Below are 22,209 nucleotides of genomic sequence, written 5' to 3' on the forward strand. Positions count from 1 at the left end.
GAAGGTGGCGCACCGTGTCTCTGGGGAGGGACTTCGTGATTCGACCGGTTGCAGTCATCGGGGCCGGGCCGTTCGGCCTGTCCACCGCCGCCCATCTGCGGGCCCGAGGTATTCCCGTCCGCGTCTTCGGCGACCCCATGGTCAGCTGGCGCGACCACATGCCCGAGGGCATGCTCCTGAAGTCGACGCCCGCCGCCTCCAGCTTCGACTGCCCGCAGCCGGGCCACACCCTCGCCGACTACTGCGACGCGGCGGGCGTCCGCCGGCTGGTGACCGACGAGGACGTCATCCCCGTGGAGACCTTCATCGCCTACGGGGAGTGGTTCCAGCAGAAGCTGCTGCCCGGCCTGGAACGGGTCCGGGTCGTCTCCGTCGACCGTGACCGGAGCGGCGGGTTCGAACTCAAACTGGACTCGGGGGAGACGTTCACCGCGCGCGCGGTCGTCGTGGCCACCGGCCTGTCCGGCCTCGACCACCTCCCGGCCGAGCTGGCGGCAGCGGCGGCCGACGGACCGGCGCCCACGGCCCCGGTCTCCCACAGCTCCCAGCACCACGACCTCACCCGCTTCGCCGGCAAGGAGCTGATCGTCGTCGGCGCCGGCCAGTCCGCCCTGGAGACGGCGGTCCTCGCGGCCGAGGCGGGCGCCCAGGTGCGCGTGGTCTCGCGCGGCCGCGGCCGGGTGGCCTTCGGCGCACCGCCCTGGCGGCAGCCGGGGCTGCGCCCGGAGTCCCCGTTCGGCCGGGCCTGGTCCCTGTGGGCGCTCAGCTACTACCCCCACCCGTACCGCTTCCTGCCCGACCGCACCCGCCACTACCTGGTCCGCCGGGTCCTCGGCCCGCTCGGCGCCTGGTGGCTGCGCGACCGCTTCGAGGGCAAGGTGCAGGTCCAGGAAGTGGACCGGGTGCTGGCCGCCGAGGCGCAGGACGGCAGCCCCGTCCTCACCGTCCGCACCCACGCGGGCGGCACCGAGCGGCTCTGCGCCGACCACGTCATCGCGGCCACCGGCTACCGCGTGGACATCGCGGCGATGGACTTCCTCGGCCACGGACTGCGCACCCGGCTCGCCGTGAGCCGTGGCACGCCCAGGCTGGGCGCCGGATACGTCTCCTCCGTACCCGGCCTGTACTTCACCGGCCTCCCGGCGGCCTCCTCGTACGGCCCGGTGATGCGCTTCGTGTGCGGCACCGAGTTCGCCTCGCCCCGGCTGGCCGGGCATCTGGCGGCCGCCCACGGCTGAGACCCCGGGGGCCCTTCGCGGTCCACCCTGCCGTCCGCCGCCCGCCGCCACGGAGCGGTGGGCGGCCGAGCCACCACGGGGCCAGGGGCGGCATGGCCATCGAGCAGGTGGCGGGCACCACTTGGGGCCGGGCAGTACACAAGTCCGGCCGCAGCGTGGTGAGTCGGCGGGGCGCGAGGTCCGTATTCTCTGATCATGGCCGTACCCCCCGCATACGCACTGATCGCCACCGACCTGGACGGGACGCTGCTGCGTGCTGACGACACCGTCTCCGACCGGTCGCTGGCCGCGCTCGAACGGGCGGCGCGGGCCGGCGCCCGGCACCTGGTGGTGACCGGCCGGCCGGCCCCCCGGGTACGGCCCCTGCTGGACGCGCTCGGCTGCACGGGGCTCGCGGTGTGCGGGCAGGGCGCGCAGGTGTACGACGCCGGGACGGACCGCATGCTGTGGTCGGTCCGGCTGGACCGGGAACTGGCCGAGACCGCGCTCGGCAAGATCGAGGCCGAGGTGGGCCAGGTCTACGCGGCCGTCGACCAGGACGGCGTGGACGGGCTCACCCTGATCGAACCGGGGTACCTGATGCCGCACCCGACCCTGCCCGCGGTGCGGGTGGACCGGCGCGACGACCTGTGGAGCGAGCCCATCAGCAAGGTGCTGCTGCGCCACCAGGCGCTGTCGGACGACGAGTTGGCGTCGATCGCGCGGTCGGCGGTGGGCTCGCTCGCGACCGTCACGATGTCGGGTCCGGGGACCGTGGAACTCCAGCCGTGCGGTGTGACCAAGGCGACGGGGCTGGCACTGGCCGCGGACCACCTGGGGATCGCCGCCGGCCGGGCCCTCGCCTTCGGCGACATGCCCAACGACATTCCGATGTTCGACTGGGCCGGACACGGTGTGGCCATGGCCAACGCCCATCCCGAGCTGAAGGCGGTGGCCGACGAGCTCACCACGTCGAACGAGGACGACGGCATCGCCGTCGTCCTCGAAAGACTGTTCCCGACCGACTGACCGGGACCTCAGTGGTGATCAGTCACCGGTGCCGGTCAGTAGGCGCCGAAGACGTTGTCGATCGACCCGTACCGCTTGGCCGCGTAGTTGCAGGCGGCGGTGATGTTGGCGACCGGGTCGTAGATGTTGAAGGACGTTCCGGCCACGTGGTACGCGGTGAACGTCGGGTCGATGACCTGGAGCAGGCCCTTGGACGGGATGCCCGCGGCGGCGTTGGAGTCCCACAGGTTGATGGCGTTCGGGTTGCCGGACGACTCACGGATCACGTTGCGGTAGATGCCGTTGTAGGTGCCCGGTATGGCCTTCTCCTTCATGATCGCGAGGGACTCGCGGATCCAGCCGTCGAGGTTGTTGGGGTACCCGGCCGGGGTGGTGGAGACGGTCGTGGCGGCGGGGGTGGCGGCGGAGGCGGCCGTCGCGCCGATGAGGGGGAGCGCGAGGACGGCGGCACCGGTACCGGCGACGGCGAGCGTGCGGAAGAGACGGTTGGTGCGGCGCTGGGCGGCAGCAGGCATGGCGAACATCCTCTCCGTCGCCTGCGGGGTGAGCTGTCGGGTTCGGGCGGGGAGGTGCCCGGCCGTGCCCCTGGGGGGAGGCACGACTTCACCCCTAGCCGTCCCGGCGCGACGTGTGCCGTCCGGTCCGGCGACTTACCTGGTTCCCCCGCTCCTGCCGTACGAATGAGTTCGTCGATGGGTGGTGTCAGACGCGGCAGGATTCGGCGTTCGCCTGACAGGCCCGGAAGCTATGCGAGAGCACATGTCCGGAACAAGCGTCGGATTCACATAAAGCACTAGTTGACCTTGGTCTGTGCCTTATGGGGTACTTGATCCTTTGCGGTTGCCAACCCTCAACTGGCCACTGCGGCAAGGGCGGACCGGGGGTGGCGCGATCGTTCGGGTACACGGGCGACCGTGACCCAACTCACGAAATGGCAAAGCGTATCAAATCAGACATGGGGGATTCGAGACATTCGCTGGCCATGGCACGAAAGGAGTAATCCAGCCACCGCGCAGTTCGCGACAAAATGGACTAGTTCGGCGTAAGTCGGTAGAACTCAGCTCTTATCAGATGATCGAAAACATACCGGCCGTGATCCGATACCGCCCGGGCTGGACCGGTGGGCGCTATCGGTGATCGAAACAGGACCGGATACGCTGACTTGAGTGATGGCAGCGACCTATCGACAAACCGTGTAATCGCGCAGCAGACACCAGCAGACAGGAGACCCCTCGTGACCGTCGTCGGGCCGTTCGGGCTGAGCGTGCGGGACCAGGCTCTGGAAGCCGATGTCCAGGCCGGATTGGCGGCTGTCGAGGAAGGCTTGCTCGAAGCCACCAAGAGCGAGGTCCCGTTCATCACGGAGGCCGCGCAGCACCTTGTCAGGGCCGGTGGGAAGCGGTTCCGGCCGCTGCTCGTGATGCTCGCGGCGCAGTTCGGCGACCGGCACGCGCCCGGCATCGTGCCGTCGGCCGTCGTCGTGGAGCTGACCCACCTGGCCACGCTGTACCACGACGACGTGATGGACGAGGCGGCCGTGCGCCGCGGTGTGGACAGCGCCAACACGCGCTGGGGCAACTCCGTCGCGGTCCTGACCGGCGACTTCCTCTTCGCCCGCGCCTCCCAGATCCTCGCCGACCTCGGCCCCGAGGCGGTCCGGGTGCAGGCCCTCGCGTTCGAACGGCTGGTCACGGGCCAGATCCTGGAGACCGCGGGCCCCTCGGACGGCCGCGACCCGGTCGAGCACTACCTGGACGTGCTGGGCGGCAAGACCGGCTCGCTGGTCGCGGTCTCCTGCCGGTTCGGCGCGATGATGTCCGGCGCCGACGAGACGGTCGTCGACGTGCTCACCCAGTACGGCGAGCGGCTCGGGGTCGCCTTCCAGCTCGCGGACGACGTCCTGGACATCGCCTCCGACTCCCACGAGTCCGGCAAGACCCCGGGGACCGACCTGCGCGAGGGCATCCCGACGCTGCCCGTGCTCCGGCTGCGCGAGCGTGCCGCCCGGCTGGGGCTGCCCGAGGACGCCGCCCTGTGCGAGCTGCTGGACTCCGACCTCAGCGACGACGCCCGGCACGCCGAGGCGCTCGCCGCGCTCCGCGCCCACCCCGCGCTCGAACAGGCCCGCCGGGACACCGTCCGGTACGCGGAAGAGGCGCGCGCCGCGCTGGCCCCGCTGCGGGAGTGCGACGCCAAGACGGCCCTCCTGGAGCTGTGCGACGCGGTGGTGCACCGGGCCGGCTGAACCTCCGTACCCGCCGCGAGGGCGGTGCCTCCCGCTCGACCCCTACGGGTCGGGGGAGGCACCGCCCTCGCGTGTCATACCGCAGGCGTACACGAGTTGGCTCCGTGGTCTGACGCTTCCTCACGGCCGATTTGGTCAGATGGAAACCACGGAAATCACCACTCCTCACCGATTCGGGTGAGAATGGCGGCTCAGGTGGACCAGCGAGTGGACAGCCGCCGCCGACGACGGAGGTAAGGCACTGATGGCACCGTACGAATCCGACGACACGACGGGCACCGCGCAGGACGACGACCTGCCCTCGGGACGCCGCAAGGCCGCCCGGTACGTGGTCCCGGTCGCGGTGGTGGGGGTGGCGGCGGCCACGATCGGGCTGGTCCCGGCGCTGGCCGACTCCGGTGACCCCGACCTGCCGAAGATCACCGCCCAGCAGCTCATCGACAAGATCGCCAAGTCGGACGTGCAGCGGCTGTCCGGCACGGTGAAGGTCACCACCGACCTCGGCCTGCCGAACCTCGGCGGCCTGGAGAGCAGCCTGGCGTCCGGTGCGGCCGGGGGCGGCGACGGCTCCTCGGCCGACCCGAAGGCCAAGCTCACCGAGCTGGTCTCCGGCACGCACACCCTGCGGATCGCGGCCGACGGCCCGGAGCGGCAGAAGCTGTCGCTGCTGGAGAGCGGCGCCGAGTACAGCCTCATCCACGACGGCAAGGACGTCTGGGGCTACGACAGCAAGAGCAACGAGGTCTTCCACGGCACCGCCGCCGAAGCCGGCAAGGAGCACCGCGCCGAGCCGCCGGCCACGCCGAAGGACTTCGCCGACGAGGCCCTGAAGTCGGTCGACGACACCACGTCCGTGACCGTCGACGGCACCGCGCACGTCGCCGGACGCGACGCCTACAAGCTGCTGATCAAGCCCAAGCAGTCCGGCACCACCGTCGGCGCGATCAGCATCGCGGTGGACGCCGAGACGGGCCAGCCGCTGAAGTTCACCCTGACCCCGAGGAGCGGCGGCGCCGCCGTGCTCGACGCGGGCTTCACCCAGGTCTCCTTCGACCGGCCGGCCGCCTCCACCTTCGACTTCACCCCGCCCAAGGGCGCGAAGGTCACCGAGGGCAAGGCCGACGGGAAGGACGGGCACGAGAAGTTCGGCGGGTTCGGCCACGGCAGGCCGGCCGACGGCAAGGGCGCGGACGGCAAGCGGGCCGACGGCACGCCGGACCTCGCGCGGCCCGGCAAGGGCTTCGGCAAGGGCCTGGAGGGCGCCACCGTCCTCGGCAAGGGCTGGACGTCCATCGCCACCTTCGACACCGGCGCCAAGGGCGGCCTGCCGACCGGCTCCTCCGACGGCGCCCTCGGCGGCTTCCTGGGCTCGCTCGGCGACCACGTCTCCGGCAAGTTCGGCAAGGGCACGGTCTTCTCCACCCGCCTGGTCAACGCCCTGATCACCGACGACGGCAAGGTGTACGCCGGAGCGGTCACCAAGGACATGCTGGTGAAGGCGGCCGACGCCGGGAAGTGACCCCTCCGCGGGGGGTAACGGCCCTTCGCGGGCACGACGAGTCGAGGGGGAGCCGATGGACGAACCGTCCGCCACGCGGCGCGAGCCGGGGGAAGCGCCGGCGCCTGCCATCGCCACGCGCGGCCTGACCAAGCGCTACCGGGGCGGACAGCTCGCCGTCGACGGTCTCGACCTGACCGTCCCGGCGGGCAGCGTCTTCGGCTTCCTCGGCCCCAACGGCTCCGGCAAGACGACCACCATCCGCATGCTGATGGGCCTGATCGAGCCGACCTCGGGCACGGCCCGCGTCCTGGGCCGCCCGATGCCCAGGGCCGGCCGCGCGGTCCTGCCGCACGTCGGCGCGCTGATCGAGGGTCCGGCGCTGTACGGCTTCCTGTCCGGCCGGGACAACCTGCTGCGCTACGACGCCGCCGACCCGACCGCCGACCCACGCACCCGGCGCGCGCGTGTCGCGGCCGCCCTGGACCGGGTGGGCCTCACGGCCGCCGCCGGCAAGAAGGCGAGGGCGTACTCGCTCGGCATGAAACAGCGCCTGGGGCTGGCCGCCGCACTGCTCCAGCCGCGCCGGCTGCTGGTCCTGGACGAGCCGACCAACGGCCTCGACCCGCAGGGCATGCGCGAGATCAGGGCCCTGATCCGGGAACTGGCCTCCGACGGCACCACGGTGTTCCTCTCCTCCCACCTCCTCGACGAGATCGAGCAGGTGTGCACGCACGCGGCGGTCATGACCCAGGGCCGCCTGGTCACCCAGGGCGCGGTGGCCGACCTGGCGGCCGGTGCGCGCGGCCGGCTGGTGGTGACCACCCCGGACCCCGGCGAAGCGGCCCGGGTGCTGAAGGAGCTGGGCGTCGCCGACGTGATCACGGACGGCGACCGGGTGACCGGTGAGCCGCCCGAGCGGGATCTCGCCGAGGTGACCGCGGCACTGGTCACGACGGGTGTCCGGGTGCGCGGTCTGACGCTCGAACGCGCCTCGCTGGAGGACGCGTTCGTGGCACTGACGGGGGAGGGCTTCGATGTCGCGGGCTGAGACGGCGCAGGCACCGGCCGTGCGCCGGGCCAACCCCCTGTGGACCTTCGGGCTGCTGCGCAGCGAGCTGGTCACCACGGTCCGGCGCTGGCGCACGCTCGCGCTGCTCGGGGTGCTGGCGGCGGTGCCGGTGCTGGTCGGCATCGCGGTGAAGCTGGAGACGCGCGGCGGCTCGGCGGCCGGCCCGGACGGTGGCGGGGGACCGGCGTTCCTCGCGCAGATCACCAACAACGGCCTGTTCCTGGTGTTCACGGCGCTGGCCGCGACCCTGCCGTTCTTCCTGCCGATGGCGGTCGGCGTGGTCGCGGGCGACGCGATCGCCGGCGAGGCGGGCGGCGGCACCCTGCGCTATCTGCTCGTCGCCCCGGCCGGCCGCACCCGGCTGCTGCTCACCAAGTACACGACGGTCATGGCCTTCTGCGTGCTGGCCACCCTGGTCGTGGCCGTCTCCGCGCTGGCCGTCGGGGCCCTGCTGTTCCCGCTCGGCGACCTCACGACCATCTCCGGCACCCGGATCAGCTTCGCCGAGGGCCTCGGCCGGGCGCTGCTGATCGCCCTCGTGGTCGCCGCCTCGCTGGTCGGCGTGGCAGCCCTGGGCCTGTTCGTGTCGACCCTGACCAACAGCGGCATCGCGGCGATGGCGACGACCGTCGGGCTGCTCATCACCGTCCAGATCCTGGACCAGATACCCCAGTTGCACGCCGTGCAGCCGTATCTCTTCCCGCACTACTGGCTGTCCTTCGCCGACCTGATGCGCGATCCCGTCTACTGGGACGGCCTGGTGCGCGACCTCGGCCTCCAGGCCCTGTACGCGGCCGTGTTCGGCTCGGCGGCCTGGGCGCGGTTCACGACGAAGGACATCAGCGTCTAGCGGGGCTCAGGCGTCCTGGTGGGGGAAGCGGGCGAGCGGTGCCTCGCGGGCGAAGAAGGTCTTGGCGCGGGCCAGCGCCTCGGTGTCGTCGGCGACGTCCCCGGGTGCGCTGCCGTTGCCCAGCAGCACCCCGCCGAAGCGCATCCCCAGGTAGGCGGCGGAGTTGTTGAGCGTGCCCACCAGGGGGTCGGCGACCGACGGCTCCAGGCCCGCGAGCGCGGTGACGCCCCACAGGGTGTGTCCGGCCATCCCCGCCCGGAAGTCGAGGCCCGGGGTGCGCAGCCAGCCCGACCAGTGGTCCAGGTAGCGCTTGGTGAGGCTGGACACCGAGTACCAGTACAGCGGCGAGGCGATCACGAGGTCCGTCGCCGCGAGCGTGGCGTCCAGCAGCAGACCGGTGGCGGTGTCCGGGGACGGGCGTACACGGTCGCTGTCGTGCCGCAGGTCCTCGAAGTCGGGCAGCGGGTTCTCGGCGAGGCGGATCCAGCGCTGTTCGACGTCCGCCGGCAGCTGCTCGGCGGCCTCCCGGGCCAGCAGTTCGGTGTTGCCGTCGAGGCGGGCGCTGCCCAGGACGAACAGGAAACGGCGGCTCATGGGACCCCCAGAGTGAGCGTTGTCGTACCGCGAATGCAGGCGTGTGCATTTTATGCATACGCAAGCACTCCTTCTCAAGGGGTTTCGAGGTGTCTCAGGGGGTACGGCTGGTGCGAGGCTGTGACGTCGTGGTGACGCGGGAGCCGGGCCGAGCCGACACACTGGTCACAGGGACGCGTACGACCGGATCGTGACGCCGGGGGAGTGAGGGAACCGATGTCTCGACTCAGCTTCGAGAAGAGGCGGGCGCAGCAGCCCGTGGCACACCCGTCGGCGGTGCACGTCCGGGTGTCCGGCGAGGGCGGCGCGTCGGTGGGCGGGACGGTGCTGGCCGCGGCTGAGGGTGAGGACATCCAGCAGGCCGTGCTGAATCACCTCCAGCGCCTGGCCATCAGCCTGGGCACCCCCATACGGGCCACGATCCACGACGACCGCGCCGGCTGCGTGGTCCCGCTGGAGGTCTTCGCGGACGGCTCCAGCAGGATGGCGGGGGACCCCGTACGCGTCGCCCCCGGCGCCTCCACCGGCGTACCCCAGGAGCCCACAGGGCAGTTCGGCCCGCCCCCCGCCATGACCGCGCCCACGCCCCGCGCCACCGCCGAGCCGCAGCCCACCCCCGAGGCCGACGCCCGGCCCGGAGCCGCGGCCGACGCCCGGCCCGGGGCCGCCACCGGCTCCTGGCCCGAGCCCGCGGGTGACTCCCGGTCCGCACCCGCCGCCGCGTCCTGGCCCGAGCCCGCGACCGACTCCGCGCCCGAGCCCGCGACCGACTCCCGGCCCGAGCCCGTGGGCACCTCCCGCCGCGCGCTCGCCGCCGACGCCGGCTCCCGACAGAAGCCCGCCGCTGCCTGCCGCCCCGCTCCGGAGCTTCGCCGGATGCCCGCCGTCGCTCCGGTTCCCGCGCCGCTGCTCGACCCCGCGCCCGTATCGGCCGGCTCCGCCACGCCCACCCCCGCGCGCGGCTTCGACGCCGTTGCCGAGGAGGTGCTCGGGGACGAGCCCGTGACCGAGACCGCCGAGGGTGCGGAACTGCTCGCCGGGCCGCTGGCACGGATCAACGAGGCCGTGCGGGAGGGCCGTATCGAGGTCGCGGCGGAACTCGCCGACCGCACGGTCACCGAAGCCTCCGGTGTGCTCGGCCCGCACCACCCCGAGGTGCTGCACCTGGGCGAACTCACCGCCTACATCGCCTACCTGGCGGGCGACCCGGTCCGCTCCTTCCACCGCTGCCTGGACCTCGCCCGGCTGCGCCGGCAGGCCCGGGACGCCGAGGCGGCCTACGGCAACGTGCGGAGCGCGGCCACCGCGTGGCGGGCGGTGCGCGACCCGCACGAGGGCCTGCGGCTCGGCCGCGAGCTGATCGAGCTGTGGACCGAGCTCGAAGCGGAGCCGGGGCCCGCGGCCGGGGACCCGGAGCCGCTGCGGTCCGCGCGCGCCCGCATGGTCCGCCTGACCGACCGCGCGGCCCGCGCCGAAGGGGCCTGACGGCCCGGTCCTGCGCGGGGGCGGGGCCCACCCGCTGGTCGGTGGAGGCTGGTCAGTGGACGCAGAACTCGTTGCCCTCCGGGTCGGCCATCAGCACCCACTCGCCGGCCGGCTCCTTCACCTCGTGCAGGACGCGCGCCCCGAGCGCCGCAAGCCGCGCCACCTCGTCCGCGCGCCGGCCCTCGCCGGGGTGCAGGTCGAGGTGGAGCCGGTTCTTGCCGGTCTTCGCCTCCGGGACGCGCTGGAAGAGCAGCCGCCGCCCCAGCCCGGTGCCCGAGACCGGGTCGACCGGGTCGTCGGGGTGGCGCACGGCGATCAGGTCACGGAAGGCGGTGCGGCCCTGGTACTCGACGGTGGCCGCTTCGGGCAGCGCGCCGGAGGACCGCAGCCGCTCGACGAGCGCGCTGTTGTCCTCGGCCTCGTAGCGCAGCGCGGCGGCCCAGAAGTCGGCCTGAGCGTGCGGGTCGGCGGCGTCGATGACGAGCTTCCAGTGCAGCGGTTCAGGTGTCTGCGTCGGCATGGGCCCAGTTGTAACGGCCGCCACCGACAGCCGGCTCCCGTCCCCGCCGGGGCACATCCCCCTCAGGCCTCCACCGGGGCGGAGTCGGGTGTCGCCTCGACGCGCGGCGACACCATGACCACCCTCGACCTGCGCGCGGAGCGCAGCGCGTCGGCCGTGAGCAGACCGAGCGCCAGCCACACCAGGGCGAAACCGGCCCAGCGCGCGGCGGGCATCGACTCGTGGAAGTAGAGGATGCCGAGCACGAACTGGAAGACGGGCGCCAGGTACTGCAGCAGCCCCAGCGTGGACAGGGGCACCCGGATCGCCGCGGCGCCGAAGCAGACCAGCGGCAGCGCGGTGACGAATCCGGTCGCCGCCAGCAGGGCACCGTGGCCCGCGCCCTGGGAGGTGAAGGTGGAGCCGCCGTGCGCGGACAGCCAGAGCAGATAACCGAGCGCGGGCACGAACTGGACGGCCGTCTCGGCGGCCAGCGACTCGACGCCGCCGAGGGAGACCTTCTTCTTCACCAGACCGTAGGTGGCGAACGAGAAGGCGAGGCAGAGGGAGATCCACGGCGGCTGCCCGTAGCCGACGGTCAGCACGACGACGGCGGCGAAGCCCACCCCGACCGCCGCCCACTGCGCGCGCCGCAGCCGCTCCTTGAGCAGCAGCACACCCATCGCGATGGTCACCAGCGGGTTGATGAAGTACCCGAGCGACGCCTCGACCACACGGCCGGAGTTCACCGCCCAGATGTAGACGCCCCAGTTCACGGTGATGACGGCCGCGGCCAGCACCACGAGCGCCAGCCGCCGCGGCTGCCGCAGCAGCTCACCGGCCCACGCCCAGCGCCGTACGACGACCAGGGCGGCGATGACGAAGACGAGGGACCACACCATGCGGTGGGCCAGGATCTCCATGGCCCCGGCGGGCTTCAGCAGCGGCCAGAACAGCGGGACGAGACCCCACATGCCGTAGGCGGCGAAGCCGTTCAGCAGGCCTATCCGGTGCTCACCCTTGGACGTCCCGGGCACGGGCCCCTCCTTCTCACCGCACACACGCAGCACGCGAGAACGAAGGTAGCGCCGGAAACCCCGCCTGTCATGCCCGTATCGCCATACGGTCATGACAGGCGGGGTGAGGGTGCTCACCCGCGCGTTCCTCAGCCCTTGAGCGCGGTGGCGACCGCCTCCGCGAGCGGGGTGGTCGGGCGCCCGGCCAGGCGGGACAGGTCACCGGTGGAGACGACCAGTTCACCCTTGCCGATCGACACGTCGACCCCGGCGAAGATCTCCACGAGCGGCTCCGGCAGCCCCGCGCCCGCCAGGATGCCCTTCAGTGCCTCCACGGTGACGGCGTCGTAGGCGATCTCCCGGCCGGTCTGCCGGCTCAGCTCGGCCGCGTACTCGCCGAAGCTCCACGCCTCGTCGCCGCCCAGCTCGTACGTCGTGTTCTCGTGTCCCTCGCCGGTCAGCACGGCGACCGCGGCGGCGGCGTAGTCGGCGCGCGAGGCCGAGGAGACGCGGCCCTCGCCGGCCGCGGCCACGACCGCGTCGTGCTCCAGCACCGGGCCCAGGTTCTCGGTGTAGTTCTCGTGGTACCAGCCGTTGCGCAGCAGGCTGTAGGGCAGCCCGGAGGCGATCAGCGCCTCCTCGGTGGCCCGGTGGTCGTCGGCGAGCGCGGCCTTGAGGCTGCCGGGCGCGCTCGTGTAGGCCAGCAGGGCCACGCCCGCCGCGCGGGCCGCGTCGATGACGACCTGGTGCTGGCGCACCCGGTCCTTGGCGAACTCGTTGCCCGAGATCAGCAGGACCTTGTCGCCGGCCGCGAACAGGCCGTCGAAGGTCTCGGGCCGGTTGTAGTCGGCGACGGCGAGACGGACGCCGCGGGCCGCGAGTCCGGCGGCCTTCGCCTCGTCGCGCACGACGGCGGTGATCCGCTCCGCCGGGACCTTCTCGAGCAGTTGCTCCACGACGAGACGCCCGAGGTGTCCGGTGGCTCCGGTGACGACGATGCTCATGATCAGGGACTCCTTGTGGGGATGGCTGTGGCCTTCACCCTAAGAGCGGCACTAACCAAACGAAAGTACCCACTTTGAAGTAAGGTACTTCCATGGCGGTAAGTGAGAAGATCCTGGAGTCCGAGGCGATGTGCCCCCACCGGCTCGTGCTGGAGCACGTCACCAGCCGCTGGGGCGTCCTCGTCCTCATCGAGCTGCTCGAACGCCCGTACCGCTTCAGCGAGCTGCGCCGGGCCATCGACCGGTGGGGCGGCCGGGGCGTCAGCGAGAAGATGCTCACCCAGACCCTCCAGACCCTGGAGCGCGACGGCCTGGTCCACCGCGACGCCAAGCCGGTCATCCCGCCCCGCGTCGACTACTCGCTGACCGGCCTCGGCCGTGAGGCGGCACTGCAGGTGCGCTCCCTGGCGCAGTGGACCGACAAGCGCATGGCCCAGGTGGAACAGGCCAGGCGGGACTACGACGAGGCCCGGGAACCGAAGTCCCGGGCCTCGTAGGAACCGGCGCGAGCCGGTGCCGGACGGCGCGAGCCCCGCGCCGACCCGCCGGCTCAGCCGATGACCGTCCAGGTGTCGCCGCCGGCCAGCAGCGCGCCCAGGTCGCCCTTGCCGCGCTGCTCGATGGCAGCGTCGAGCTGGTCGGCCATCCCGGTGTCGTAGACCGGCCGCTGAACCGACCGGAACACGCCGATCGGGGTGTGGTGCAGCGTGTCCGGGTCGGCGAGCCGGGAGAGCGCGAAGGCGGTGGTGGGGGACGCCGCGCCGGCGTCGTGCACCAGGATGTCCGCCTCGTTCTCCGCCGTCACCGTCACCACCTTCAGATCGCCGGTCTGCCGGTCCCGCACGACCCCGCGGCCGCCGTCGGTCCCGAACCGGATCGGCTGCCCGTGCTCCAGGCGGATCAGCGCCTCCTCGGCCCGCTGCTTGTCCTTCAGGGCGTCGAAGGCGCCGTCGTTGAAGATGTTGCAGTTCTGGTAGATCTCGATCAGGGCCGTGCCGGGGTGGTCGGCGGCCGCGCGCAGCACCTCGGTCAGGTGCTTGCGGTCGGAGTCGATCGTGCGCGCGACGAAGGACGCCTCCGCGCCGATCGCCAGCGACACCGGGTTGAACGGCGCGTCCAGCGAACCCATGGGCGTCGACTTGGTGACCTTGCCGACCTCCGAGGTCGGGCTGTACTGACCCTTGGTCAGGCCGTAGATCCGGTTGTTGAACAGCAGGATCTTCAGGTTCACGTTCCGGCGCAGGGCGTGGATCAGGTGGTTGCCGCCGATGGACAGCGCGTCGCCGTCACCGGTGACCACCCACACGCTCAGGTCGCGGCGCGAGGTCGCGAGACCGGTGGCGATGGCCGGGGCACGGCCGTGGATGGAGTGCATCCCGTAGGTGTTCATGTAGTACGGGAACCGGGAGGAGCAGCCGATCCCGGAGACGAAGACGATGTTCTCCTTCGCCAGCCCCAGCTCCGGCATGAAGCCCTGCACCGCGGCCAGGATCGCGTAGTCACCGCAGCCCGGGCACCAGCGCACCTCCTGGTCGGACTTGAAGTCCCGCATCGACTGCTTGGCCTCGGCCTTCGGGACCAGCTGCAGCAGCCCGTTGGTGGCGTCAGTCATCGATGGCCTCCTTCAGCGCGGTGGCGAGCTGTTCCGCCTTGAACGGCATGCCGTTGACCTGGTTGTACGAGCGGGCGTCGACCAGGTACTTCGCCCGGATCAGGGTGGCCAGCTGCCCGAGGTTCATCTCGGGGATCACGACCTTGTCGTAGCGCCCCAGCACCGCGCCCAGGTTGCGCGGGAAGGGGTTGAGGTGCCGCAGGTGCGCCTGCGCGATCGACTCGCCGGCCGCGCGCAGCCGCCGTACCGCCGCCGTGATCGGGCCGTACGTCGAGCCCCAGCCGAGGACCAGCGTCCGCGCCTCGTGCGGGTCGTCGACCTCCACGTCCGGGACCTCGATGCCTGCGATCTTGGCCTGGCGGATACGGACCATGAGGTCGTGGTTGGCCGGGTCGTAGGAGATGTTGCCCGTGCCGTCCTGCTTCTCGATGCCGCCGATGCGGTGCTCGAGGCCCGGCGTGCCCGGGACCGCCCAGGGGCGCGCGAGGGTCTGCGGGTCCCGCTTGTACGGCCAGAAGACCTCGGTGCCGTCCTGAAGCGTGTGGTTCGGGCCCGAGGCGAACTGCACCCTGAGGTCCGGCAGCTCCTCCAGGTCCGGGATCCGCCACGGCTCGGAGCCGTTGGCCAGATAGCCGTCGGACAGCAGGAACACCGGGGTGCGGTAGGTCAGCGCGATCCCGGCCGCCTCCAGCGCCGCGTCGAAGCAGTCGGCCGGCGTCATCGGCGCGACGACCGGGACCGGCGCCTCGCCGTTGCGGCCGAACATCGCCTGCAGCAGGTCCGCCTGCTCGGTCTTGGTGGGCAGACCCGTCGACGGGCCGCCGCGCTGGATGTCGACCACCAGCAGCGGCAGCTCCAGCGAGACCGCCAGTCCGATCGTCTCGCTCTTGAGCGCCACACCGGGACCGGACGTGGTCGTCACCGCCAGCGAGCCGCCGAAGGCCGCGCCCAGCGCGGCGCCGATGCCGGCGATCTCGTCCTCGGCCTGGAAGGTGCGCACACCGAAGTTCTTGTGCTTGGACAGCTCGTGCAGGATGTCGGAGGCCGGGGTGATCGGGTACGAGCCCAGGAACAGCGGCAGGTCCGCCTGCTGGGAGGCGGCGACCAGGCCGTAGGCGAGGGCCAGGTTCCCGGAGATGTTCCGGTAGGTGCCGACCGGGAACGCCTTCGCGGCCGGGGCGACCTCGTAGGAGACCGCGAAGTCCTCCGTCGTCTCGCCGAAGTTCCAGCCGGCGCGGAACGCGGCGATGTTGGCCGCGGCGATCTCGGGCTTCTTCGCGAACTTGCTGCGCAGGAACTTCTCGGTGTTCTCGGTGGGCCGGTGGTACATCCAGCTCAGCAGGCCCAGGGCGAACATGTTCTTGCTGCGCTCGGCCTCCTTGCGGGAGAGGTCGAACTCCTTCAGCGCCTCCACGGTGAGCGTGGTCAGCGGCACCGGATGCAGGTGGTAGCCGTCCAGCGAGCCGTCCTCCAGCGGGGAGGAGGCGTAGCCGACCTTCTGGAGGGCGCGCTTGCCGAACTCGTCGGTGTTGACGATGATCTCGGCGCCGCGCGGCACGTCGCCGATGTTGGCCTTCAGGGCGGCCGGGTTCATCGCGACCAGCACGTTCGGCGCGTCGCCCGGGGTCAGGATGTCGTGATCGGCGAAGTGGAGCTGGAACGAGGAGACACCGGGCAGGGTGCCGGCGGGGGCACGGATCTCCGCGGGGAAGTTGGGGAGGGTGGAGAGGTCGTTGCCGAAGGACGCGGTCTCCGAGGTGAACCGGTCACCCGTGAGCTGCATGCCGTCACCCGAGTCCCCCGCGAACCGGATGATCACCCGGTCCAGGCGCCGCACGTCCTTCGCTCCGCCCGGTTTGCGCTGCTCTCCCACGATGGCGGCGTCGGCCTGCTCCGCTGGGCTGCTGACCTGGCTGGTCACTGAACTGGACCTCCTTCGAGGCGGCTGTCCGGGCGTGGTCTTCCCACGGACCATCCCAGGATCAACCCTACGTCGGTTAGGGTCGCCTTCCCGGGGCCATCCGTATGATGGACGACTTTTCGAGACGGCCTGTAGCGCTGACTTGTCATGATGTCCCGCACCGCTTGAGCGCCGGTGAAGACGCTCCCCGCGATTTCCTCGGTTCTCCTGCGTGGCCTCCCACCCGGGTACCCGGCTTCCACAGAAGCCGGACCGACTGACGCGCTGCTGACACAGTGTCAGCCCGTTACGAGTTCAGGTAGGTCAGGACGGCCAGAACACGCCGGTGGTCGCCGTCGCTCTGGGACAGCCCGAGTTTCAGGAAGATGTTGCTGACGTGCTTCTCCACCGCCCCGTCGCTGACCACCAGCTGCCGGGCGACGGCCGAGTTCGTCCGCCCCTCCGCCATCAGCCCCAGCACCTCGCGCTCACGCGGAGTGAGCCCCGCCAGCACGTCCTGCTTGCGGCTGCGGCCGAGCAACTGGGCGACCACCTCGGGGTCCAGCGCCGTACCGCCCTGCGCCACCCGCACCACCGCGTCGACGAACTCGCGCACCTCGGCGACCCGGTCCTTGAGCAGGTAGCCCACGCCCCGGCTGGAACCGGCCAGCAGTTCTGTGGCGTAGCGCTCCTCCACGTACTGTGACAGCACCAGCACGCCCAGACCCGGGTGCGCCTTGCGCAGCCGTACGGCCGCCCGCACCCCCTCGTCCGTGTGCGTCGGCGGCATCCGTACGTCCGCCACCACCACGTCCGGCAGCGCGCCCTGCGCGTCCAGGTCGGCGATGGTCTTGACCAGCGCCTCCGCGTCCCCCACGCCGGCCACGACGTCATGCCCGCGGTCGGTCAGCAGCCGGGTCAGGCCCTCCCTGAGCAGCACCGAGTCCTCGGCGATGACCACCCGCACCCTGTCCTCCACGTTCTCCCGGCCCCCCACAGCCCCGACCTTCCGACGGCGTCTCGTACGGAAGTCCAGCATTCCAGCAAACGGGCCGCCGTGCGCGGGAGCCGGGCAAAGCGCGGTGTCGGGAACCGCCCTGACAGGACAGGGGCAGCGACGGTCGGGCCGGCCAGGGCGGCTCGGCGATCACCCGGTCGGGCCGGCCAGGGCGGCTCGGCGATCACCCGGTCAGGCCCGCCAGGGCAGCTCGGCGATCACCCGGGTGGGGCCGCCGGCCGGCGAGTCCACCACCAGGACGCCGTCCACCGCGTCCAGCCGGCCCGCCAGGCCCCCCAGACCCGAGCCACGGGTCGCGTCCGCGCCGCCCACCCCGTCGTCCATCACCTGGATCATCAGCCGGTCCGCCGAGCGCCACACGTCCACCGACGCGGACCGCGCCCGGCTGTGCTTGCTGATGTTCTGCAGCAGTTCGGAGACGGTGAAGTAGGCGATGCCCTCGATGGCCGGGACCGGCCGGGCCGGCAGGTCGACCTCCACCCGCACCGGCACCGTGCACCGGGAGGCGACCGAGGACAACGCCGCGTCCAGGCCGCGGTCGGTCAGCACGGCCGGATGGATGCCCCGGGCCAGGTCCCGCAGCTCCTGCAGCGCCGTCTTCACCTCGCCGTGCGCGTCCTCCACCATCCGGGCCGCCGCCCGCGGGTCCTCCCGCAGCTTCTCCTTGGCCAGCCCCAGATCCATGGCCAGCGCCACCAGCCGGGCCTGCGCCCCGTCGTGCAGGTCCCGCTCGATGCGGCGCAGGTCGGCCGCCGCCGTGTCGACCACCACCCCGCGGTCCGACTCCAGCTCCACGACCCGCGCCGACAGCCGCGACGGCCCGAGCAGCCCGCGCACCATCAGCCCGTCCACCGTGGTCAGCCCCCGCACGATCCACGGCGTGGCCAGCGTGAACAGCAGTCCCACCAGCGCGGTCAGGGTGATCTCGAACGGGTTGTCGAGATAGACGCTGTGGTGCGCGTCGCCGTACAGCTGCAGGCCGCCCTGCCCGCCGTACATCGGGAACACCCAGAACCACAGCGGGTACGTCAGCAGCGCCCAGCCGTACGCCCAGAAGTTCACCGCCACCACGAACGAGAACACCGTCCAGGGGAACCGCAGCAGCGCGTAGAGCAGGCTGCGCCACGAGGCGCCGCTCTTGAGCACCGCCCCCATCCACGCGAACACACCCGGCTTCGCCGCCCGCAGCGGCTCGGGAGCGGCCACCTCCACACCCAGCAGCGACCGGGCCCGGGAACGCTCCAGCGCGCCGAAGCCCCGGCAGCCGGCCAGCGCCACCGCGAGCACCGGGACACCGAGGAAGGTCACCAGCAGGCCGGCGCCGAGCGCCACCATGGTGACCGTCCAGGTGAACAGGACGATCGCGATCGGCAGGCTCATCAGCACATAGCCGAACTCGCGCCAGACGCGCCCCTCGACGGGCGCCCGCAGCGCGGCGGGCAGTGCCGAGCGCCGGGCCCCCTCGTGGGCGGGGAAGCCGGATCCGGCCGGGTGCCCCTGTCCCCGCCCGTGCTCCTGTCCGTACTCCGTGGCCATCGGCGTCGTCCCGTTCTCCTCGTCATGGCGGTGGTGCCGCGCGGCGGCGGTGCCGCCGTGTCCGCCGTGTCTGTGTCCTCTCAACCCTGGCGCGCGCCGCCCGCCCGGACCATGGAGGCCGTCGGCGTCTCGCCACGGGGGTTTTCCCCACCCCGGCGCCCGCCTCGGGCCCGGTCAGTCCGTGCGGTCCCGCCACGGCAGTTCCGCCGTCACCACCGTCGGGCCGCCCACCGGCGAGTCCACGACGAACACCCCGTCCACCGCGCCCAGCCGGTCCGCCAGCCCCCGCATCCCGCTGCCGCCGTCCAGCCGGGCACCCCCGCGGCCGTCGTCCAGGACCTGGATGAGCAGTCGGTCCTCCGAGCGCCACACCTCCACCGACGCGGACCGCGCCCCGCTGTGCTTGCTGATGTTCTGCAGCAGCTCCGAGACGGTGAAGTAGGCGATGCCCTCGATGGCCGCCGCCGGACGCTCCGGCAGGTCCGCCGTCACCCGCACCGGCACCGTGCACCGGGAGGCGACCGACGACAGCGCCGCGTCCAGGCCGCGGTCGGTCAGCACGGCCGGATGGATGCCCCGGGCCAGGTCGCGCAGCTCCTGCAACGCGAGCTTCACCTCGCCGTGCGCCTCCGCCACCATCGCCGCGGCCGTGTCCGGGTCCTCCAGCAACTTCTCCTTGGCCAGGCCGAGCCCCATCGCCAGGTTCACCAGCCGGGCCTGCGCCCCGTCGTGCAGATCGCGCTCGATACGGCGCAGGTCCGCGGCCGCCGTGTCGACGACCACCCCACGGTCCGACTCCAGCTCGGCGATACGGCGCTCCAGTTCGTCCGACGGCGACAGCAGCCCGCGCACCATCGCCCGGTCCGCGTTGGCCAGCCCCCGGGCGATGAACGGCAGCACCGGCCACAGCACGAACAGCGAGACCAGCACGAGGGCGAAGGTGAGGACCCCCCACGGCAGCCGGATCAGGTCGTACAGCAGCGTGCGCCAGCCCACCGGGTCCTTCAGCGCCAACCACAGCCGCTGCACCGGCCCCCCGCCGCGGGCGATCGGCAGCGGCGTCGGCTCCTCGACCCGCACCCCGAGCAGCGCCCGGGCCCTCGCCCGTTCCAGCTTGCCCAGCTGGCGGGCGCCCAGCAGACAGACGGCCAGCAGCGGGAGCCCGACCACCGTGAGGGTCAGGACCCCGCTGACGAGCACCACGGAGAACACGTACGTGAAACCGAACAGCGACACCGGCAAATTCAGCAGGAGATGCGCGATCTCCTTCCAGGTGTGCGCGTCCAGGGCGAGCCGGGTCTCGGGCAGGCGGTCGGAGCCGTCGGCCCGGTCGGCGGCGGAGGCGGGAGCGGTCATGGCGGCCAGCCTGCCGTGCCCGGCACCCCTCGCGCCATGCGGTGCGCCGCCGCCGTGTGCTGGGGAAAACCCCACCCTGCGCTCGGCCCCCGCGTCTCACGCCGTGACGGGCCGCTTACCGTGTCTTTATCAGGGCCTAGACTCCCGTGCGTACAGATCCTCGAATCGCGCGCGCCACAGGGTTCGGCAAGGTCACGAGGTCAGGGAACGAGGGAGACGGACGGTGCGGGAGACGTTGGGGCACTCGACGGCCGCCGCGGAGAACGTCATCGCGGCCGGCTACTTCCGGTCCTACTCGGTCGTGGGACTGCTCGCCCTCGTCGGCGTGCTGTTCGTCGCGGTCGCCTTCGGCGCGGGCCGCCTGCTGCGGCCGGTCGTGCCCACCCCCGAGAAACTCCTGACCTACGAGTGCGGCGTCGACCCGGTCGGCGAGGGCTGGGCCCACACCCAGGTCCGCTACTACGTCTACGCCTTCCTCTACGTGATCTTCGCGGTCGACTCCGTCTTCCTGTTCCCGTGGGCGACGGTCTTCGCCGCACCCGGCTACGGCGCGACGACCCTCGTGGAGATGTTCATCTTCCTCGGCTTCCTCGCCGTGGGCCTGCTGTACGCATACAAGAAGGGGGTCCTGGCATGGACGTGAACCCCGAGCCCGTCCCCCTGCCGGAGCCGAAGCGCCTCGGCGCGCTCGCCCGGCTGGCTCCCGAGCCGATGAAGGTGGTCCTGAACTGGGGGCGCCGCTACTCGCTGTGGGTGTTCAACTTCGGCCTCGCCTGCTGCGCGATCGAGTTCATCGCCGCGTCGATGGCCCGCCACGACTTCATCCGGCTCGGCGTCATCCCCTTCGCGCCGGGCCCCCGCCAGGCCGACCTGATGGTCGTCTCCGGCACGGTCACGGACAAGATGGCCCCTGCCGTCAAGCGCCTGTACGAACAGATGCCGGAACCGAAGTACGTCATCTCCTTCGGGGCCTGCTCCAACTGCGGCGGCCCCTACTGGGACTCCTACTCCGTCACCAAGGGCGTCGACCAGATCATCCCGGTGGACGTGTACGTCCCCGGCTGCCCGCCGCGCCCCGAGGCGCTGCTCCAGGGCATCCTCAAGCTCCAGGAGAAGATCGCCCGCGAGTCCCTCGAACACCGCTACGGCAACGCCCGGCCGTCCGCCGCCGCGCTGCAGAGCGGCCTGGTGAAGCCGCCGGTGCCCGCCGCCGAGGGGGACGCGCGATGAGCACGGCCGGCTGGCTGCCCGCCCCCGCCGAGGAGCTGTTCGGCCCCGAGGCCACCGCCGAGGAGGCGTACGAGGTCCTGACCGTGGACGTGCCGCCGTCCGCCTGGCTCACCGCTCTCGAAACGGCCCGTACGACCCTGTCCTGCACCTACTTCGACTGGCTCAGCGCGGTCGACGAGCCAGGCACCGGCTTCCGCGTGTGCGCCCACGTCGCCGCCCTCTCGCCGGTCCGCCGGCTGCTCCTGCGCACGACCGTCCCGCACGAGGCGCCGGCCCTGCCCTCCGCCGTCGGCGTCTACGCCGGCGCCGCCTGGCACGAGCGCGAGACGCACGAGATGTTCGGGGTCGACTTCGCAAACCACCCGGGCCTGGACCACCTGCTCCTGCCGGACACCTTCGAGGGCCACCCGCTGCGCAAGGACTTCGTCCTCGCGGCCCGCGTCGCCAAGGCCTGGCCAGGCGCCAAGGAGCCGGGCGAATCCGACCACGGCGGCCCCAAGCGTCGCCAGATGCTGCCCCCGGGCGTCCCGGACCCCAACGAGTGGGGCCCGCTCAAGGGCACCCTCCCCGCAGCCCCGGCCCGCCCGGCCCGCGGTACGGCCCGCCCGGCGGGCGAGCGACCCGCGCGCCCGGCTGGGGAGCGGCCCGCGCGCGCGGCGGGGGAGCGTCCGGTACGGCGTACCCGCACGGCGTCGGAGGGCTCGGCAAGCCAGGCGGCCGAGTCCGGCACCGGCCCTGCGGAGACTCCGTCGGATGCGTCGGCCGAGTCGGCGTCCGGTGCTGCGGCCGGTACCGCTGGAGCGGCTGGTACCGCTGGTGCGGCCGCCCGGCCGCGGCGGAGCAGAAGCGCGAGCGAGGGCTCGGTGAGCCAGGCGATGGGGACGGGAGAGGCCGGTGCCGCGGCCGAGGCCCCGACGGGTGCGGCGGCCGAGCCGCCGACCGGCTCCCCGGCCGGTACCGCTGGTGCGGCTGGTTCCGCTGGTTCCGCTGGTTCCGCTGGTGCGGCCGCCCGGCCGCGGCGGAGCAGAAGCGCGAGCGAGGGCTCGGT

At 72.4% G+C, this 22,209-nt stretch carries 21 protein-coding genes and 1 riboswitch; of the genes, 11 read left to right on the forward strand and 10 right to left on the reverse strand.

Annotated features, from left to right (window positions below; translation table 11 throughout):
• The first annotated feature begins 35 nt into the window (after positions 1 to 35).
• Both V7E45_RS05485 and V7E45_RS05490 read left to right on the forward strand, forming a co-directional pair.
• On the forward strand, positions 36 to 1,238 hold the full coding sequence (locus V7E45_RS05485) for an FAD-dependent oxidoreductase (protein ID WP_333772929.1): 1,203 nt from the start codon (positions 36 to 38) through the stop codon (positions 1,236 to 1,238).
• Positions 1,239 to 1,433: 195 nt separating this feature from the next.
• A complete protein-coding gene (locus V7E45_RS05490; RefSeq protein ID WP_333772930.1) occupies positions 1,434 to 2,246 on the forward strand; it encodes an HAD family hydrolase in 813 nt (270 codons plus the stop codon).
• A gap of 35 nt (positions 2,247 to 2,281) precedes the next feature.
• Here the strand turns inward: V7E45_RS05490 and V7E45_RS05495 are convergent, their stop codons facing one another.
• Entirely contained in the window at positions 2,282 to 2,761 is a 480-nt protein-coding gene (locus tag V7E45_RS05495; protein WP_333772931.1) for a transglycosylase SLT domain-containing protein, read from the reverse strand.
• 3 nt (positions 2,762 to 2,764) lie between these two features.
• Positions 2,765 to 2,948, reverse strand: a riboswitch (cyclic di-AMP (ydaO/yuaA leader).
• A 532-nt stretch (positions 2,949 to 3,480) separates the two neighbouring features.
• Between V7E45_RS05495 and V7E45_RS05500 the strand changes: the two genes are divergently transcribed.
• The 4 genes from V7E45_RS05500 to V7E45_RS05515 all read left to right on the forward strand — a co-directional run bounded on the left by V7E45_RS05500 (position 3,481) and on the right by V7E45_RS05515 (position 7,911).
• Positions 3,481 to 4,491, forward strand: a complete 1,011-nt coding sequence (locus V7E45_RS05500) for a polyprenyl synthetase family protein (RefSeq protein WP_333772932.1) — start codon at positions 3,481 to 3,483, stop codon at positions 4,489 to 4,491.
• Positions 4,492 to 4,735: 244 nt separating this feature from the next.
• The gene (locus V7E45_RS05505; RefSeq protein ID WP_333772933.1) at positions 4,736 to 6,010 is read left to right on the forward strand and encodes a LolA family protein; all 1,275 of its coding nucleotides are present in this window, start codon (positions 4,736 to 4,738) and stop codon (positions 6,008 to 6,010) included.
• A 55-nt stretch (positions 6,011 to 6,065) separates the two neighbouring features.
• Complete coding sequence (locus V7E45_RS05510) at positions 6,066 to 7,040, forward strand: ABC transporter ATP-binding protein (protein ID WP_333772934.1); 975 nt, start codon at positions 6,066 to 6,068, stop codon at positions 7,038 to 7,040.
• Positions 7,027 to 7,911 carry an ABC transporter permease gene (locus V7E45_RS05515; protein ID WP_333772935.1) on the forward strand — a complete coding sequence of 295 codons (885 nt, stop codon included), beginning with the start codon at positions 7,027 to 7,029 and terminating at the stop codon, positions 7,909 to 7,911. The genes V7E45_RS05510 and V7E45_RS05515 overlap by 14 nt, the downstream gene beginning before the upstream one ends.
• Positions 7,912 to 7,917: 6 nt before the next feature.
• Here the strand turns inward: V7E45_RS05515 and V7E45_RS05520 are convergent, their stop codons facing one another.
• The gene (locus V7E45_RS05520; protein WP_333772936.1) at positions 7,918 to 8,505 is read right to left on the reverse strand and encodes a flavodoxin family protein; all 588 of its coding nucleotides are present in this window, start codon (positions 8,503 to 8,505) and stop codon (positions 7,918 to 7,920) included.
• Positions 8,506 to 8,721: 216 nt separating this feature from the next.
• On the opposite strand from V7E45_RS05520, the gene V7E45_RS05525 reads away from it, so the two are divergent.
• Positions 8,722 to 9,990, forward strand: coding sequence for a tetratricopeptide repeat protein (locus V7E45_RS05525; RefSeq protein WP_333772937.1), 1,269 nt, complete (start codon positions 8,722 to 8,724; stop codon positions 9,988 to 9,990).
• A gap of 52 nt (positions 9,991 to 10,042) precedes the next feature.
• Here V7E45_RS05525 and V7E45_RS05530 read toward each other — a convergent pair whose 3' ends face one another.
• The 3 genes from V7E45_RS05530 to V7E45_RS05540 form a co-directional block, all read right to left on the reverse strand.
• Complete coding sequence (locus tag V7E45_RS05530) at positions 10,043 to 10,510, reverse strand: VOC family protein (protein WP_333772938.1); 468 nt, start codon at positions 10,508 to 10,510, stop codon at positions 10,043 to 10,045.
• 62 nt (positions 10,511 to 10,572) lie between these two features.
• Positions 10,573 to 11,526, reverse strand: coding sequence for an EamA family transporter RarD (gene rarD / locus V7E45_RS05535; protein ID WP_333772939.1), 954 nt, complete (start codon positions 11,524 to 11,526; stop codon positions 10,573 to 10,575).
• A 128-nt stretch (positions 11,527 to 11,654) separates the two neighbouring features.
• Positions 11,655 to 12,509: an SDR family oxidoreductase gene (locus V7E45_RS05540; RefSeq protein ID WP_333772940.1), complete on the reverse strand. Its 855-nt coding sequence runs from the start codon at positions 12,507 to 12,509 to the stop codon at positions 11,655 to 11,657.
• Positions 12,510 to 12,601: 92 nt separating this feature from the next.
• Between V7E45_RS05540 and V7E45_RS05545 the strand changes: the two genes are divergently transcribed.
• The gene (locus tag V7E45_RS05545) at positions 12,602 to 13,006 is read left to right on the forward strand and encodes a winged helix-turn-helix transcriptional regulator (RefSeq protein ID WP_333772941.1); all 405 of its coding nucleotides are present in this window, start codon (positions 12,602 to 12,604) and stop codon (positions 13,004 to 13,006) included.
• 53 nt (positions 13,007 to 13,059) lie between these two features.
• Here the strand turns inward: V7E45_RS05545 and V7E45_RS05550 are convergent, their stop codons facing one another.
• From V7E45_RS05550 to V7E45_RS05570, 5 genes are all read right to left on the reverse strand, one after another.
• Positions 13,060 to 14,121: a 2-oxoacid:ferredoxin oxidoreductase subunit beta gene (locus tag V7E45_RS05550; RefSeq protein WP_333772942.1), complete on the reverse strand. Its 1,062-nt coding sequence runs from the start codon at positions 14,119 to 14,121 to the stop codon at positions 13,060 to 13,062.
• Positions 14,114 to 16,042, reverse strand: a complete 1,929-nt coding sequence (locus V7E45_RS05555; RefSeq protein ID WP_333772943.1) for a 2-oxoacid:acceptor oxidoreductase subunit alpha — start codon at positions 16,040 to 16,042, stop codon at positions 14,114 to 14,116. The genes V7E45_RS05550 and V7E45_RS05555 overlap by 8 nt, the downstream gene beginning before the upstream one ends.
• 286 nt (positions 16,043 to 16,328) lie before the next feature.
• A complete protein-coding gene (locus V7E45_RS05560; RefSeq protein ID WP_333772959.1) occupies positions 16,329 to 16,988 on the reverse strand; it encodes a response regulator transcription factor in 660 nt (219 codons plus the stop codon).
• A gap of 222 nt (positions 16,989 to 17,210) precedes the next feature.
• Positions 17,211 to 18,575: a sensor histidine kinase gene (locus tag V7E45_RS05565; RefSeq protein WP_333772944.1), complete on the reverse strand. Its 1,365-nt coding sequence runs from the start codon at positions 18,573 to 18,575 to the stop codon at positions 17,211 to 17,213.
• A gap of 174 nt (positions 18,576 to 18,749) precedes the next feature.
• Positions 18,750 to 19,931, reverse strand: a complete 1,182-nt coding sequence (locus tag V7E45_RS05570; RefSeq protein WP_333772945.1) for a sensor histidine kinase — start codon at positions 19,929 to 19,931, stop codon at positions 18,750 to 18,752.
• Positions 19,932 to 20,154: 223 nt separating this feature from the next.
• On the opposite strand from V7E45_RS05570, the gene V7E45_RS05575 reads away from it, so the two are divergent.
• The 3 genes from V7E45_RS05575 to V7E45_RS05585 form a co-directional block, all read left to right on the forward strand.
• Positions 20,155 to 20,574, forward strand: a complete 420-nt coding sequence (locus tag V7E45_RS05575; RefSeq protein WP_333772946.1) for an NADH-quinone oxidoreductase subunit A — start codon at positions 20,155 to 20,157, stop codon at positions 20,572 to 20,574.
• On the forward strand, positions 20,565 to 21,161 hold the full coding sequence (locus V7E45_RS05580) for an NADH-quinone oxidoreductase subunit B (protein ID WP_333772947.1): 597 nt from the start codon (positions 20,565 to 20,567) through the stop codon (positions 21,159 to 21,161). The genes V7E45_RS05575 and V7E45_RS05580 overlap by 10 nt, the downstream gene beginning before the upstream one ends.
• The coding region (locus V7E45_RS05585) for an NADH-quinone oxidoreductase subunit C (RefSeq protein ID WP_333772948.1) at positions 21,158 to 22,209 on the forward strand (1,052 nt) is incomplete at its 3' end. The genes V7E45_RS05580 and V7E45_RS05585, both read left to right, overlap by 4 nt.

The sequence above is a fragment of the Streptomyces sp. IBSBF 3136 genome, assembly GCF_036815105.1.
Taxonomy (GTDB): domain Bacteria; phylum Actinomycetota; class Actinomycetes; order Streptomycetales; family Streptomycetaceae; genus Streptomyces.

Coding starts and splice junctions, on each gene's coding strand:
- V7E45_RS05490 (WP_333772930.1), top strand. CDS start 1,434: ATGGCCGTACCCCCCGCATACGCACTGATCGCCACCGACCTGGACGGG.
- V7E45_RS05495 (WP_333772931.1), bottom strand. CDS start 2,761: ATGCCTGCTGCCGCCCAGCGCCGCACCAACCGTCTCTTCCGCACGCTC.
- V7E45_RS05505 (WP_333772933.1), top strand. CDS start 4,736: ATGGCACCGTACGAATCCGACGACACGACGGGCACCGCGCAGGACGAC.
- V7E45_RS05510 (WP_333772934.1), top strand. CDS start 6,066: ATGGACGAACCGTCCGCCACGCGGCGCGAGCCGGGGGAAGCGCCGGCG.
- V7E45_RS05515 (WP_333772935.1), top strand. CDS start 7,027: ATGTCGCGGGCTGAGACGGCGCAGGCACCGGCCGTGCGCCGGGCCAAC.
- V7E45_RS05520 (WP_333772936.1), bottom strand. CDS start 8,505: ATGAGCCGCCGTTTCCTGTTCGTCCTGGGCAGCGCCCGCCTCGACGGC.
- V7E45_RS05525 (WP_333772937.1), top strand. CDS start 8,722: ATGTCTCGACTCAGCTTCGAGAAGAGGCGGGCGCAGCAGCCCGTGGCA.
- V7E45_RS05530 (WP_333772938.1), bottom strand. CDS start 10,510: ATGCCGACGCAGACACCTGAACCGCTGCACTGGAAGCTCGTCATCGAC.
- V7E45_RS05540 (WP_333772940.1), bottom strand. CDS start 12,509: ATGAGCATCGTCGTCACCGGAGCCACCGGACACCTCGGGCGTCTCGTC.
- V7E45_RS05545 (WP_333772941.1), top strand. CDS start 12,602: ATGGCGGTAAGTGAGAAGATCCTGGAGTCCGAGGCGATGTGCCCCCAC.
- V7E45_RS05550 (WP_333772942.1), bottom strand. CDS start 14,121: ATGACTGACGCCACCAACGGGCTGCTGCAGCTGGTCCCGAAGGCCGAG.
- V7E45_RS05565 (WP_333772944.1), bottom strand. CDS start 18,575: ATGGCCACGGAGTACGGACAGGAGCACGGGCGGGGACAGGGGCACCCG.
- V7E45_RS05570 (WP_333772945.1), bottom strand. CDS start 19,931: ATGACCGCTCCCGCCTCCGCCGCCGACCGGGCCGACGGCTCCGACCGC.
- V7E45_RS05580 (WP_333772947.1), top strand. CDS start 20,565: ATGGACGTGAACCCCGAGCCCGTCCCCCTGCCGGAGCCGAAGCGCCTC.